The sequence below is a fragment of the Oribacterium sp. genome, from assembly GCF_057249185.1.
Genome location: NZ_DBHIGR010000042.1, coordinates 1 through 14,194, shown reverse-complemented (window position 1 = coordinate 14,194; position 14,194 = coordinate 1). Strand labels below are relative to the sequence as shown.

Below are 14,194 nucleotides of genomic sequence, written 5' to 3'. Positions count from 1 at the left end.
AACAAGCAGCAGATTGATGCCCTTTCCTTCATTGTCCATGCAGGCTCTGCCTACGAGAGAGGAAAGAAAATGTGTGAAAAGCTGAAGAATGAAATTCCCAGACAGCTTTTTGAAATTCCCATTCAGGCGGCAATCGGAGGGCATGTGGTGGCAAGAGAAACCGTGAAAGCCCTTCGTAAGGACGTTCTGGCCAAGTGCTACGGCGGAGATATTTCCCGAAAGAAGAAGCTTTTGGAGAAGCAGAAGGAAGGAAAGAAGCGTATGCGACAGTTCGGTAACGTGGAAATTCCCCAAAGCGCCTTCATGTCCGTGCTAAAGCTGGATGAAGATTAGACCGATTTTTCCATTCATTTTGAAACAATATTAATAATAGTAAGAAAAGTAGACGAGAATAATAGGAGGAGTAAGAAGATGGCAAAGAACTTGGATTACGCAAACATTGGATTCGCATATCATAAAACCGATAAGCGTTACATTTCCTATTGGAAGGAGGGGGCTTGGGATGCAGGCTGCCTTAGCGAAGACAGTAACGTGGTGCTCAATGAGTCCGCTGGAATTCTGCAGTACTGCCAGCAGGTGTTTGAAGGCTTAAAGGCCTATCGCTGGAAGGATGGCTCCATCGTCTGCTTCCGTCCGGATATGAATGCAGAAAGAATGTTTCATTCCGCTGAATTTCTGGAAATGCCGGGCTTTCCGAAGGATCGTTTCTTAGAGGCTTTGGATGAAACCGTAAAAGCCAATGCGGACTGGGTTCCTCCCTTTGGATCCGGAGCGACTCTGTATATCCGTCCCTATGAATTTGCCTCCGGCATCGTCATTGGGGTAAAGCCTGCGGATGAATATACTTTCCGTATTTTTACCACCCCGGTTGGCCCTTATTTTAAGGGAGGAGCGGTACCCATCGCCCTGATGATTTCCGATTTTGACCGGGCGGCTCCCCATGGAACCGGAGCAATTAAGGCAGGATTAAACTATGCTATGAGTTTACATTCCCATGAAATTGCGGTGGAAAAGGGATTTACGGAAAATCTTTATCTGGATGCGGGAAAGCGGGAGTTTGTGGAAGAAACCGGTGGTGCCAATGTGCTTTTCGTAGATGAAAAGGATCGCTTGGTGGTACCGAAGTCCGATTCTATTCTACCTTCCATTACCAGAAAATCTTTAATCTACGTGGCAGAGCATATTCTTCACATTCCGGTGGAGGAGAGAGCTGTCCGTTTGGAGGAACTGAAAAGCTTTAAGGAGTGCGGACTTTGCGGTACCGCAGCAGTGATTTCTCCGGTGGGTAAAATTCAGAATCATGAGGAAGAAATTTGCTTCCCCAGCGGTATGGAGAAGCCCGGAAAGATTATGGACGAGTTATATAGAACCCTTATTGCGATACAGGATGGAGAAATGGAAGCCCCGGAGGGTTGGATTCGCCATATTCAGTAAGTAAAAGCCCTGCACAGGGAAGTGCCGGGGAAAGGACATTGTCCGAAAAATCAGGGAAAGTACAGGAGCTTATTCTGCCCTTTCTACAGAGAAAAACTAAAGGAAGAAGATGAATAAAAAAGAAGAAGAAAAGGGAATAGGCTCAGTTGCGTTTATAATTGTGATAGCTTCCATTCAGGCTATTCTGTTTTTGTTTTTGCTTTTGGTCTATATCCGGACCTCTTACCGGAGGTCCATGGTGGGAATTACCTTGAATCAGAAAAAGGCCTACATTCAGCAAACGGTAGATAACTTGGTGCAGGATTTGGATGACTTGCATGATAGTTTACCTAAAGAACAGGCGGAAAAACTTTTCCGACAAAGTATTGACCAGCATTATTATGGGGAAAACAGTTATATCTGGGTGAAAAAGGTCTTGAACTATGAAGGGGGGGACAATTATGCAGTAACCCTGATGCACCCCAGAGACAAGAGCATGGAGGGGAAATACCTTTCCACCAACGAGAAGCTTTCCGGAATTTTTCATAATAAGGAAGAATTAGATGGAATTCTACGGGATGGACAGGTTTTTACCAAGATAGTTTTCCGTAATGAGGCGGGAGAAGAGGTGGATGAAAAAATCATCTACTCTAAGCTTTATAAGCCCTATGACTGGATTATTTCCATGGATTTGGATGTGGAGGATATTAAGCAGGATGTCCATTATATGGACAAAACGATACAAAAGATTAACTATCGAATTCTGTTCTTTTTAGGCGGTATTTTCACCTTTGTGATTGTGTCTTTGAATCTGGTGCTGTTTTACCGTTCCAGACGGAAGTATGTTTCCAGAATTCAGGAGCTTTCAGAGGAAAATGCCATGGATGAGCTTACCGGAGCCAAAAGCAGAAAGGCCGGAAAGCGTATTCTGGAGCATAGCTATAACCGTTATAAGACCATAGGGGTTAATGCCAAGATTTTGATGATGGATGTGGATTATTTCAAGAGCTACAATGACCGCTACGGCCATAGCTTTGGAGACCAATGTCTACAGCACTTGGTGAAAGTAATTCAGGAGACGGTACGTTCCTCCGACGATGTGATTCGCTGGGGAGGAGATGAGTTCCTCTGCGTTCTGTATGATTTAAACGATATTTATGCGGAAAAGGTTTGTAATAAAATCTGTGAAGCAGTGGCAAGCCATCCGATTAAGCACGGAGAGGAAGAGCTGAATATGACCGTTTCCATCGGTTATTCCGGCTTTCATGAAAATGATGAAGACGCGGAAGAGGTGGTAAAGCGGGCAGATCGGGCGCTTTATGACGCAAAGTATCATGGTAGAAATCAGGCCATGATGTATGATGAGGAAAATGATATTTACCGGGATCGTTAAATAATATCTCCGTAAGCTCTGCAATTTTTGCAGACAGCCTCCGGAAAGTTTTTAAAGTAAAAATTCCGCCAGCAAAACATTGGAAAGATTCATGCCCACTTCGGTAAAACGATAGTGGGCATTGTCATGTAGCAGGTAGCCTTCCCTACATTGCTTTTCCAGCACAGCACCGAAAATCTTATGCATATCGATGGAAAAGCGTTTCACAAAGTCAATTTCGGAAACGCCGGCGGTTCTTCGTAAGCCAAGGTAGAAGAACTCCTCCATTTCCTCTTCTTTCGTTAAGACTTGCAGGTCTTCACAAAGCTGTTCCTCGATGGAGGGACGGCTTTTTTGCTTTTGCGAACTTGGAAAAGTAGAAGAGGAAGAAGTCTCGTCAAGGCTTTTTTCAACAGGCCTTTGCCTCGACTCGACAGCGGAAGAATCTCCTTTTTCGAAAAAGGGTAAAGAAAGGTATAGGGGCAGCTTATTGCTATTTTTCCACCGCTTATGCTGAAAATAGGAAGAGGCGTGAATACCGAAGCCCAGGTAGGGAACATTGGACCAGTAGCCGTAGTTATGCACGGAAAAAAAGCCCCCCTTGGCATAATTACTGACCTCGTAGGGAGACATCCCCATTTTACCGGTCCATTCCTTCGTCAGGGCATCCATTTCCAAAAGCTCCTCTTCGGAGGGGATGGGCAGCTTTCCTTCTTTGGCTAAGGCATAAAAACGGGTTCCTTTTTCGATGATTAAGTTGTAAATGGAAAGGTGCTCCGGCTTTAGGAGGCTGATGTTCTTTAAGGTCCTTTTATAGCTTTCGGGAGTCTGCAAAGGAATCCCGTTCATTAAATCAATGCTGATATTTTTAAAGCCCAGCTTTCTGGCTTCCTGATAGGCGGTAAGGAAGGTGGAAAACTGATGCTCCCGTCCCAGAAAACGAAGCTCCTCCTCTTGGGTACTTTGTAAGCCGAAGGAGAGACGGTTAATGCCGGAACGCTGATAAGCCTCCAAGGCTTCTTTGCTTGCGGATTCCGGGTTACACTCAATGCTGGCTTCCCAATCGGAATAGATCGGATAGCAAGTTCGGATGACTTCCATGGTCTTTTCGATTTCTTCGTAGGGTACGGCGCTGGGAGTGCCTCCGCCGATAAAGAGGGAGAGGACTTCATACTGCCCCTTTTGAAAATCCTTGCTCCGCCATTCCAATTCCTCCCGAAGCTTTGCCATGTAGGCGATTTTTTGCTCCTCCTTGGAAGGAAAGGAGAGAAAATCGCAGTAGGCACATTTTCTTGCACAGAAAGGGATATGTAGATATAATGCAAGAGGTTTTTTCCCTCGTTTTTCAAATGATTCCAGTAGAGTACGGTACTTTTCCATGGAGGATTCCTTTCAATGTTTTCTCCACTTTAGCACAGAGCATTTTTTTCGGCAAGGAGGACAGTTTGGGATATAAAAAAGGAGAAAGAGAAGAGTTTCTGGAGGCACAGAAGAAGATTCAGGAACAGCTGAAAGAAAAGAATTTTCTGCCCCTTTATCTCCTCTATGGGGAGGAGGATTATTTGCTGTCCTATTATAAGAAAGCCTTCTTCCAAGCTTTTTCGGAAAATGAAGGTATCAACTCTATGGTGGTGGAGGAACTTCCCCCTACGGATGAACTGATTTCCGCGGTGGAAACCCTGCCCTTCTTCGCCCCATACCGACTTATGGTTTTTCAGGGGAAAAGTAGCGGCAGAAAAAAACTTTCAGAAGATTTTATTCAGTATTTGAAAAACAGCCCCAAAGAAACAGTCCTGTTGTTTATTGAAGAAAAAGTAGACAAACGAAGCAGTCTCTATAAGGTAGTTAAGGAGAGAGGACTCTGTCTTGCCTGTATGGAGCAGGATCAAGCTTTTCTCCAGCGTTTTGCCCTGCAGCAGTTGAAAAAGGAAGGAAAGAAGATTCGGGAAAATGTCCTTGGACTCCTCCTATCCAGAAGCGGCAGTAGTCTGTATCGAATTGTAAATGCCTGTAAGAACTGCGTGGATTATATCGGAGATGGGGAAGAAATTACCCAAGAGGCGGTGGAGGCCGTGGTGGAGAAGCTGCCGGAAGACAGAGTTTTTGATTTGATTGAAGCCTTAGGCCGGGGAGATCAGGAAAAGGTTTTTCAATATTACGGAGACCTTCTACGTTTAGAGGAAAAACCGGCGAAAATTCAGAATCTGATTCGGAAAAATGTAGAAAAGCTTCTTATAGTCAGAGAATATTTGACAGAGGGACTTCGGGAGAGAGAAATGGAAACTCGGCTTTCCATGGATTCCTGGAGAGTTCGAAAGTATATCGGCCAGGCCAGAACCTATACTCAGTCCGGCTTGCAAAATCTCTTCCATAGTTTACTTCGTTTAGAAGAAGAGAACAGAAAGGGAAGAATCTCTGACAGCTTGGCTTTAGAGCTTCTATTGGCGAATCAGGCGGAGAATCTTTTGCCTTAAGAGCTTTTTTCATGCTCTGCCCCGGAAGAAATACTCTTTTTAGTGCTTTTTCTATGGGGAAAGAAGCAGGATTTTTTAGAGAAAATCACCAGAATTTCATAAAAAACGGATTTTTTTGCGATTTTGTAAGATAAATGAAAGAAAAACAGAATTCCTCTGTGCTAGAATGCAGAAAGCAAGGAGGATTTTTATGCTTAAACAAATCAAAAAAGGAATCGTTTTTTCCTTGAGTAGCCTGATGTTACTTTCTTCCTTTTCCATTGTGGGAAGGGCGGAAGAAGTGGGAGCACCCCCTGTAGCCAAAGAAGATGTTATTGAATTTACCGATATCCCTGAAGGGCTTGCCAATGAAATCAGTCAGGGAACAGCAGAAAGTGCAAACTATACAAAGGGTGCATCCCTTGGAAAGTTCCAGCTGGTAGGATACAGCGGAGACGGAATGACCTATTCCGGAGCAAAGACCCAAGCGAAGCATACCATTGCGGCAGACTTAACGGTACTGCCACTGGGAACCAAGATTTTTATCGGTGATACCGTATATACCGTGGAAGACATTGGTTCCGGTGTAAAGGGAAAGATGGTGGATATTTACTTTGACACCATGGCGGAAGCCAGAGCCCTTACCCAGAAGGGAAGAGTTTACGAGGAAGTATTCGTGGCGGTTCCCAAGAATTAAGATTTTGAATTTATTTTTGTCCTATATCCCCCAAAAAAAATGCGTAAAAAAAGACCGATAAACTGGCGTTAGCCAGATTTATCGGTCTTTTTTACGCTTTTTCCTCTAATGTTTGTGATTTCATAAAAAATTAGTCCTGATTTTTTTCAAGTGTTAAGGAATGATAATAATCGCAAACAATAGTTCCTGACAAGATAAGTATCAGGGGGAATGAAAATGCATTTAGCAACTTATAAAAAAATATAGGAAAAAGGATGTTTTCTTTTGGAAAAGTATTTAAATCCGGAACGAAGGCTTGGAAGATTAAAACAATAAGCATAATGAAATATCTCCAAGTATGTCTTAGATACGAAGGATAGTTTTTGCTGTTCATTTTAAACCCTTTCAAATTTAACAATCACATTTACAATTATGGTAACAATAGCAGTAGCAAAAATCAATTAGTACAAGCTAACAACAAATCATCCGTATATTAGTGCAAGATGATTCAAAATATTGCAATTAAAGGCACTGAAAATATTGTCTTATATTAAGAAATAATTCAAAATATTACGCATTATAAAATCCAATCAAAGATATAGTGAATCCTTAAGGAGGTAAAATCAGAAGTAGAATAAGAATAGATTGAAGCCCCTCTCCCAATCGCCTATAATTCTTTTATATTAAAAGATGATTGATAAAAAGAAGAATAAACATTGGGAAAGGAGCAGGAAGTAATTCATGGAATTTACCCGGGAGCAAAGACAGGCGATAGAGACAGGGGCGGAGAAAGCCCTGGTGGTGGCGGGACCGGGTTCCGGGAAAACCACCGTGCTTACGGAGCGGCTTTGCACTCTTTTGGAAAGGGGAGTTCCGGCGGAAAAAATCCTGCTTCTTTCCTTTACCAGAGCTTCCAGTAAGGAGATGGAGGAACGCTTTTTTCGGAAAATGGGCATCAGGGCGGGAAGACCGAGATTTTCCACCATTCATGCCCTTTGCTTTTCCTTACTTCGAGAAGATTTGGGTTACAAAAAAGAAGATCTTGTGAACCTTTATGAGAAAATGGATTGGCTTTCTCAATACTATCTGGAAAAGGGAATTCTTCGGGAGGAGGTGCAGGAGCTGCTTCCCGGCTTGATTGCTCAGATTTCCTACTTTAAATCCATAGGAGAAAGAGAGAGAATTGCCTACCTGCAAAAGGAGAAACAGGAGGATTTTCTTGCCCTTTATCATTTTTATGAAGAGAGTAGGAAGAAGAGGGGAAAGCTGGATTTTGAGGACCTGCTTTTAGAGGTGCTCCGCATCCTGATGGAACAGGGAGACTTGGCAAAGGCCTGGCAAAGCCGTTTTTCCCACATCCTTGTGGATGAATTTCAAGACCTTTCTCTGGTGCAGTATGAGATTATCAAGGCCTTGGCAAAATCTCCCAATGCCCTCTTTGTGGTGGGAGATGAGGATCAAAGCATTTACGGCTTCAGAGGGGCAAGTCCCGGCATTCTTCTCTCCTTTACCAAGGATTACCCGAACTGCGAAAGGATTTTTTTAAGCGATAACTTCCGTTCCTATAGGGAAATCGTGGAGCTAAGCAAGAGGCTCATCGGAAAGAATAAGGAGCGTTTTCAAAAGAAGCTTCAGGGCAGGCAGGGAAGCGGGGGGAAGGCTAAATATTACGCCTTAGCCACCGGAAAGGAAGAAGCAAAACTTTTGGTACAGCATATCGAAGAAGCGAAGGAAGAGGGCTGTCCCTTGGAAGAGATGGCGATTCTTTGCAGAAGCAGAAAGCAAATCCCCGCCTTACTGCCTCTTTTTATGGAGCGAGGCATTCCCTACAGTCTTACGGAAGATGTGCAAAATGTCTTTCAGCACTTTGTGGGAAAGGATATTCTGGCCTACCTTCGTTTGACTATAAATAAAGAAAGCAGGGGAGAGCTTTTACAAATCCTGAATAAGCCTTATCGAGGACTGCTTCGAGAGAAAATTCAAAGGGAGGACAGCCCCTTTTCGGATTTGAAAAAAGCCTATAGAGGAAGAAAAGAGGAAAGGGCTTTGATTCTTTTAGAAAAACAGCTTCAGAAAATGCAGGAGCTGCCGGTACAGGAAAGAATCCTTTATATCCGAAAGGATATGGGCTATGAGCAGTATTTGGAAAGCTTCGCCAAGAAGAAAAACCGGGACTTTGAGGAATTACAAAGTCTCTTAGAGGAGCTTACAGCTATGGCCGAACAGACGGAGGGGGTGGAAGCCTTTTTCCGTTTTGTGGAGAAATTCAATGCGGACTGCCTGCAAAGGCAGAAGGAAGAAAGCGGGGAAGGGGTTCGGATTATGACCTACCACGGGGCAAAGGGACTGGAGTTTGATGAGGTCTTTTTGCCGGACTGCATTGAGGGAATTATTCCGGACGGAAGAGCCAAAACCCAAGAAGAACTGGAAGAAGAAAGAAGAAGCTTTTATGTGGCATTGACCAGAGCCAGAAAGAAAATTCACATCTATGTCACAAAAGAACGATACAGTAAAAAAGTAAAACCCTCCCGCTTTATTCCGGAGCTTTTAGGAGGGTAGGAAGGGGCGAAATGGAAAAGATTAAGATTTTAGTGGTGGATGATGAAGAAAGAATGCAGAAATTGCTGAGTGACTTTCTGAAAATGAAGGACTACGAAGTGCTTTTGGCCGGAAACGGAGAGGAAGCCATTGATTTATTTTTCAAGGAGAAAAGCATTGCCCTGATTATTTTGGATGTGATGATGCCCAAGATGGACGGCTGGACCGCCTTGAAGACCATTCGAGAGCATTCCAAGGTTCCGGTAATTATGCTTACCGCCCGTTCCGAGGAAAATGATGAGTTAAAGGGCTTTGACTACGGGGCAGATGAATACATTTCCAAGCCCTTCTCTCCGAAGATTCTGGTGGCAAGAGTGGAGGCTTTGCTTCGCCGTTCTGGGGTGCAGAAGGAAGAGCTTTTGGAGGTGGGAGGCATCGTGATTGATGAGGCGGCCCACAGTGTTACGGTGGACGGAAAGCCTATAGAGCTTAGCTTTAAGGAATATGAGCTTTTACAGTATTTTGTGGAAAATAAGGGAATTGCCTTGTCCAGAGAAAAAATTCTCAACAACGTTTGGAACTATGATTATTTTGGAGATGCCAGAACCATCGATACCCATGTGAAAAAGCTTCGTGCCAAGTTAATGGACAAGGGAGAGTATATCAAGACGGTTTGGGGCATGGGCTATAAGTTCGAGGTGGAATAGGAGGGTATCTTGGCTGAAAAATGTCGAAAACGAAACAGTTTGCAAAGGCGCTTTACCCTGCTTTTTGCCTTTGTGTTTTCCATGCTTTTGATTCTTCTTCTGGTGGGAAACAGCTTTTTTCTGGAAAGCCTTTATGAAAAACGAAAGGTGCATGTGCTGGAGAAGGCTTATATGGAGCTGGATCGGATATTGCAGCAGGGAGAGGGCTTTTCCAAGGACTTTCCTACGGAAGCGGAAAGTCAGGAAGGGAAGGAAACTGCCGCCAGTAAATATGTTCGCTTTTTAACGGAGAAGGAAAATATCTCCATTATCGTGATGGATGACAGTAGCGACGGGGTGTATACCTCCTCTGCCAATCCCCAGTCTTTGATTCGCAGGCTTTATTCTTATATTTTTGGGAAGGCGGATGGAGATACCCAAAAGATTTTGAATAAGGGGGATAATTTTTCCATTGTGAAAACCAAGGGGGAAAACAAGGAGACAGGGTATCTTGAGGCCTGGGGATATTTTTCCAACAACAGTACCTCCTTTATGATGTCCATGCCCCTGGCCAGCTTAAGGGAAGCGGTATCCTTCTTTAATTATCTTCTCTTATTTTTAGGAGGCAGTATTCTGTTCTTCGGTACCTTGGCGGTGTATTTTACCGGACGAAGAGTGACAAGACCTTTAAAGGAGCTGGCAAAACTTTCCCAAAAGATGAGCCAACTGGATTTCACCGCCCGTTTTCAGGGGAGCAATCTGGAGGAAATCGAGGTTTTGGGAGAGTCCATGAACAGCCTTTCTCAAAGGCTGGAGGATACCATAGGAGATTTAAAAAAAGCCAACAATGAACTGCAAAGCGATATAGAAAACAAAAATCTGATTGATCAGAAACGACAGGAATTTGTGGCCAATGTTTCCCATGAGCTAAAGACCCCTATTGCCCTGATTATGGGCTATGCGGAGGGACTGGGAGAGGGACTTTGTGAAGATGAGGAAAGCAGAGCCTATTATTCCTCCGTGATTGTGGATGAGGCGAAGCGAATGAACCACATGGTAAAGGAATTGATGAGTCTTTCCGCCATGGAGCAGGGAAAGGATTTACCGGATTTCAGTCTTCTGGATATGGCCAAGCTTACCAAGGGGGTACTCAGCACCATGGAGATTCTTTTGAAGCAGGAAGGGATTTCCGTGGAGGTGGATATTTCGGATGGGCTTTTCCTTTGGGGAGATGAATTCAAGGTGGAAGAAGTCTTGATGAATTATCTGCAAAACGCTATTCACCATGTGGGAGAGCCGAAGCAAATCAGCATTTATACGGAAAACCGGGGACAAAAGCAGGTGGAAATCCATGTGAGAAATACGGGAAATCCTATTCCGGAGGAGGACTTGCCCAGAGTCTTTGAGAAATTTTACAAGGTGGATAAGGCCCATTCCCGTTCCTATGGCGGCTCCGGACTGGGGCTTAGTATTGTAAAGGCCATTATGGACAGCCATCATCAGGAATGCGGTTGTAAAAATACTTTAACCGGAGTGGACTTTTGGTTTACTTTGGAAAAGGGAGAGACGGCAAAAACTTAATTTACTTGAAATTTTGATGCAAAATAGTATTTCTATGCTATACTGTATCTGATTCTGAAAGGAGGACTTCATGGAGAATATGAACAACATGAACAATTATGAAAATGACAATATGCAGAACTGGCAGCAGCAGGAAGAGCTTCCTGTATATCAGCGTGAGCTTTCCGGAAGACAGTACAATGTGCTGATTGGTGTACATTTGCTCTTCGGCTTAGCACTTACCTCATTTTTGTGTATGAAGTTGCCCTATGTTTTGCCACAGGTTTATTCTGTGCACCCTGTAATATTTACAATAGGATTTTTTGTCACCTGTTTGGTGGGGAGCTGGATTGCTGCAAAGGAAAATTACCTCCTTTCCATCATCGGTTACACTATGAATGTTTTAGGCTTTGGAGCGCTTCTCTCCTTGACCTTAATGATTTATCCCGCTCACCTGATCTTTATTGCGGCGGTTTTAACCTTTGTAGTGGTATTAACCATGACGGTTGCGGCAGTGTTTATGCCGAATGCCTTCCTTTCCTTGAGAAAAGTGCTCTTTATTTCCCTGATTGGCTTGGTAATCGCTGAACTTACTTGTGTTGCCTTAGGTCTTTTTATACCGAATTTCCTTTTACTGATTGGTATTTTTATTTTCTCCTTATATGTAGGCTACGACTGGGCAAGAGGACAGCAGTATCCTTATACTCCAAGTTATGCTTGCTATACCGCATTACGGCTGTATATGGATATCATTAACCTCTTTATCCGTATCCTTCGTTTAATGGGTAGAAGAAGATAATTTTGCGAAGTGAAAGAGTGAAAGCAAGCGGTACTATAGCTTGCTATGCGGATAGAATTGATGTTGAATGATGAAAAGAATTTAAGAGGGAAAAGGAAGACAGGGATGTTGGTCTTCCTTTTTTCTCGCAAAGAAAGTATTGTGTTTTTAAGAAAATAAGCACAGTAAACGAAAAGAGAATCGAATGAAAGAAGATGTGTTGCAAAGTGAAGGCCTGGGAAGAGAAGACTCACAAGAAGAAAATCTCCGAGGAGAGGACACGCAGATAGAGAGTCTGCAAATAGAAGAGCTGCAAAGGGAACTTAGCGTTTTGATGCAGCAGATGCTATTAAAGCACCAGGAATCAGATGCGGAAATCTTTCGGATTTGGTGGGAGGAAGAAGGTCGACAGGAACGTTATTTTTCCCTCCAAAGAAGAATTGAGGAACTGGAAGAAGCGGAATGGAAGAAGAGAATTCTTCCCTATGCCTATGAAGAGGAAGTGTTTCATGAAGTGTAAGCATTGTCAAAAGGAAATCGAAGACTCGGCTACCGTATGCCCCTATTGTAAGACTCCCGTCATTCGTATTACGCCGAGAAAGGTCTGCGGATATTGCTATACGGAGTTAAAGAAGGGGGACAAGACCTGCAAAGGCTGTGGCAGGAAGATTCCGGAGGAGCTTTTAAAGCTTTGGGCGGAAGAGGATTTGAAGAATGCCCTTAGGGATGGACAGCAAAGTTCTTCGAAAGATTGTTATACAGAGAAGGGAAAGCTTTCCTCAAAGCAAAAAGGACAGCGGGACAGTAAGACAGGGACGGAAGAGTCTTTGCAGCACAAGCAGAATCCTTCTGAAAAAAGAGAAATTCTTCTTTTTTCCAAAAAAGGAAGGGAGGAAAAGCCAAGTGCTCCGGATCAGGAATTTTTATGTCTGATGTTAAGTATTTGTCCGCCCCTTGCGGCGGTAATCTTTCGCCTTCTCTTTTCTTCCACCGGATTTTTGCCCTGGCAGATTACCATTCTGTTTGTCTACTGCCTTTCTTCTATGGTCTTGGCGTATTTTTTGGAAGGAAGCATTGCCAATCGGTGGAAAGAGGTGAAGGGGAAGGCACTGGGAGAAGGCTACAGGAGTTTATTTTATCTATGTCCCCCGGCGACCATTTACTTCCTTTTGAAGGAAAATGAGAAGAATCAATTTTCCTTCTTCCTGGTTTTACATTTTGCTTTATTATTACTCTGCTTTTTGCCCTTTTATTGATTTTCGGAAAATGAAGGTGGATAGAAAGGAAGAAAAGCTTTTGAATACTTGAAGGAACTATGAAAGGAGAACAACTTGATCTATTCCTTTTTTGCCCTGCTTTCCCGGATGAAATATATTGACCGCTGGGCTTTGATGCGAAATGCCAGGGAAGAGAATCTTTCCGAGCATTGCCTGGAGGTGGCGATTTTAAGCCACGCCTTGGCAAGTATAGGAAATCTTCGTCTTGGAAAGAAGCTTTCTCCGGAAAAATTAGCCTTGAGAGCTTTGTATCATGATGCTTCTGAAATCCTCACCGGAGATATGCCCACCCCCGTAAAATATGGAAAAGAAGCTCTTCGTGCCGCCTATAAAGAGGTGGAAAAGGAGGCGGAGGAACGATTGCTTCTGGCCTTGCCGGAGGATTTTCAAAAAGTCTATCAGGAAATGTTTTTTCCCAAGGAGGGAGAAACAACAGCCTACGAAAACAGGCTTTTAAAGGCGGCAGATAAGCTTTCCGCCTTGATTAAGTGCCGTGAGGAAATCAGAGCCGGCAATCAGGAATTTTCCACTGCTCTGCAATCAACGGAAAGGGCTATAGAGAAGCTGGCTACGGAGCTTCCGGAGCTTCGTATTTTTATGGAGGAGTTTTTACCGGCCTACGGAAAGACATTGGATGAACTTACAGAATCCATTCTCCAAAAATAAAAGAGCGACAGCAAAAATAAAAGGTCAAGTTGATTTTTTCATTGACAATTATAGAACACTCCTATAGAATAATGATAATAATTATCACTTTAAAACTTCTGTTGCCGAAAAAGCGGTAACGGCTTATAAACAAAGGAGGTACTATGTCATTATTAAACAAGGAAGTGGAAGATTTTTCCGTAAATGCTTACCACAAGGATAGCTTCTGCACTGTGGAGAAGAAGGATATTTTAGGAAAGTGGTCCGTATTCTTTTTCTATCCTGCGGATTTTAGCTTTGTTTGTCCGACAGAGTTGGAAGATTTGCAGAACTCCTATGCGGAATTCCAGAAGATTGGTTGCGAAATCTATGCAGTATCTACCGATACCCATTTTGTTCACAAGGCTTGGCACGATGCATCTTCCAAGATTGGAAAGCTGACCTATCCCATGCTTTCCGATGCAAGTCACAGCCTTTCCAAGGCCTTTGAGGTGTTCCCGGAGAATGGAAGCCTTGCGGAAAGAGGAAGCTTCATTGTGAATCCGGAAGGAAAGATTGTGACCTATGAAGTATGTGCCGGAAATATCGGAAGAAATGCGGATGAGCTTCTTCGTAAGGTTCAGGCCTGCCAGTTCGTTGCTGAGCATGGCAATGAAGTTTGCCCTGCAAGATGGACACCGGGAGAGAAGACCTTAAAGCCCGGAATTGACTTAGTTGGAAAGATTTAATAAAGAATTGAATCAAGAGATTTTCCCATTCGCAATTCTGTGTTAGAATTCTGCGAATGGGATTTTTT

13 protein-coding genes and 1 pseudogene are annotated in these 14,194 nt (G+C 43.5%); 13 read left to right on the top strand and 1 reads right to left on the bottom strand.

The window, feature by feature from the left end; genetic code table 11:
• The 3 genes and pseudogenes from ACO4PX_RS03945 to ACO4PX_RS03935 form a co-directional block, all read left to right on the top strand.
• A pseudogene (locus ACO4PX_RS03945) lies at window positions 1-333 on the top strand (elongation factor 4); the annotation flags it as partial.
• A 36-nt stretch (window positions 334-369) separates the two neighbouring features.
• Window positions 370-1,434 carry a branched-chain amino acid aminotransferase gene (locus ACO4PX_RS03940; protein ID WP_314834051.1) on the top strand — a complete coding sequence of 355 codons (1,065 nt, stop codon included), beginning with the start codon at window positions 370-372 and terminating at the stop codon, window positions 1,432-1,434.
• Window positions 1,435-1,543: 109 nt separating this feature from the next.
• Window positions 1,544-2,806: a diguanylate cyclase gene (locus tag ACO4PX_RS03935; RefSeq protein WP_485571589.1), complete on the top strand. Its 1,263-nt coding sequence runs from the start codon at window positions 1,544-1,546 to the stop codon at window positions 2,804-2,806.
• A gap of 51 nt (window positions 2,807-2,857) precedes the next feature.
• Here the strand turns inward: ACO4PX_RS03935 and hemW are convergent, their stop codons facing one another.
• Window positions 2,858-4,165, bottom strand: a complete 1,308-nt coding sequence (gene hemW / locus ACO4PX_RS03930) for a radical SAM family heme chaperone HemW (protein ID WP_485571588.1) — start codon at window positions 4,163-4,165, stop codon at window positions 2,858-2,860.
• A 65-nt stretch (window positions 4,166-4,230) separates the two neighbouring features.
• Between hemW and holA the strand changes: the two genes are divergently transcribed.
• From holA to ahpC, 10 genes are all read left to right on the top strand, one after another.
• A complete protein-coding gene (gene holA / locus ACO4PX_RS03925) occupies window positions 4,231-5,259 on the top strand; it encodes a DNA polymerase III subunit delta (protein ID WP_485571586.1) in 1,029 nt (342 codons plus the stop codon).
• Between the two features lie 190 nt (window positions 5,260-5,449).
• Entirely contained in the window at window positions 5,450-5,935 is a 486-nt protein-coding gene (locus ACO4PX_RS03920) for a 3D domain-containing protein (RefSeq protein WP_455032104.1), read from the top strand.
• 720 nt (window positions 5,936-6,655) lie between these two features.
• The gene (locus ACO4PX_RS03915; protein ID WP_485571585.1) at window positions 6,656-8,473 is read left to right on the top strand and encodes an ATP-dependent helicase; all 1,818 of its coding nucleotides are present in this window, start codon (window positions 6,656-6,658) and stop codon (window positions 8,471-8,473) included.
• Window positions 8,474-8,484: 11 nt separating this feature from the next.
• Entirely contained in the window at window positions 8,485-9,159 is a 675-nt protein-coding gene (locus tag ACO4PX_RS03910; protein WP_314635113.1) for a response regulator transcription factor, read from the top strand.
• 9 nt (window positions 9,160-9,168) lie between these two features.
• Complete coding sequence (locus ACO4PX_RS03905) at window positions 9,169-10,719, top strand: sensor histidine kinase (RefSeq protein WP_485571583.1); 1,551 nt, start codon at window positions 9,169-9,171, stop codon at window positions 10,717-10,719.
• Window positions 10,720-10,789: 70 nt separating this feature from the next.
• Window positions 10,790-11,497: a Bax inhibitor-1 family protein gene (locus ACO4PX_RS03900; RefSeq protein ID WP_485571581.1), complete on the top strand. Its 708-nt coding sequence runs from the start codon at window positions 10,790-10,792 to the stop codon at window positions 11,495-11,497.
• A 184-nt stretch (window positions 11,498-11,681) separates the two neighbouring features.
• Complete coding sequence (locus ACO4PX_RS03895) at window positions 11,682-11,996, top strand: hypothetical protein (protein ID WP_472690077.1); 315 nt, start codon at window positions 11,682-11,684, stop codon at window positions 11,994-11,996.
• Entirely contained in the window at window positions 11,986-12,732 is a 747-nt protein-coding gene (locus tag ACO4PX_RS03890; RefSeq protein ID WP_485571579.1) for a double zinc ribbon domain-containing protein, read from the top strand. Before ACO4PX_RS03895 ends, ACO4PX_RS03890 begins: the two co-directional genes overlap by 11 nt.
• A 75-nt stretch (window positions 12,733-12,807) precedes the next feature.
• Window positions 12,808-13,419: a 5'-deoxynucleotidase gene (gene yfbR, locus ACO4PX_RS03885; RefSeq protein ID WP_485571577.1), complete on the top strand. Its 612-nt coding sequence runs from the start codon at window positions 12,808-12,810 to the stop codon at window positions 13,417-13,419.
• Between the two features lie 143 nt (window positions 13,420-13,562).
• On the top strand, window positions 13,563-14,126 hold the full coding sequence (ahpC, locus tag ACO4PX_RS03880) for an alkyl hydroperoxide reductase subunit C (protein WP_314635100.1): 564 nt from the start codon (window positions 13,563-13,565) through the stop codon (window positions 14,124-14,126).
• Window positions 14,127-14,194 lie beyond the last annotated feature (68 nt).

Bases quoted from the DNA above. Each gene is read 5' to 3' on its own strand.
- ACO4PX_RS03910 (WP_314635113.1), top strand. From the start codon at position 8,485: ATGGAAAAGATTAAGATTTTAGTGGTGGATGATGAAGAAAGAATGCAG.
- ACO4PX_RS03935 (WP_485571589.1), top strand. From the start codon at position 1,544: ATGAATAAAAAAGAAGAAGAAAAGGGAATAGGCTCAGTTGCGTTTATA.
- ACO4PX_RS03920 (WP_455032104.1), top strand. From the start codon at position 5,450: ATGCTTAAACAAATCAAAAAAGGAATCGTTTTTTCCTTGAGTAGCCTG.
- ACO4PX_RS03895 (WP_472690077.1), top strand. From the start codon at position 11,682: ATGAAAGAAGATGTGTTGCAAAGTGAAGGCCTGGGAAGAGAAGACTCA.
- ACO4PX_RS03915 (WP_485571585.1), top strand. From the start codon at position 6,656: ATGGAATTTACCCGGGAGCAAAGACAGGCGATAGAGACAGGGGCGGAG.
- ACO4PX_RS03900 (WP_485571581.1), top strand. From the start codon at position 10,790: ATGGAGAATATGAACAACATGAACAATTATGAAAATGACAATATGCAG.
- ahpC (WP_314635100.1), top strand. From the start codon at position 13,563: ATGTCATTATTAAACAAGGAAGTGGAAGATTTTTCCGTAAATGCTTAC.
- ACO4PX_RS03890 (WP_485571579.1), top strand. From the start codon at position 11,986: ATGAAGTGTAAGCATTGTCAAAAGGAAATCGAAGACTCGGCTACCGTA.
- hemW (WP_485571588.1), bottom strand. From the start codon at position 4,165: ATGGAAAAGTACCGTACTCTACTGGAATCATTTGAAAAACGAGGGAAA.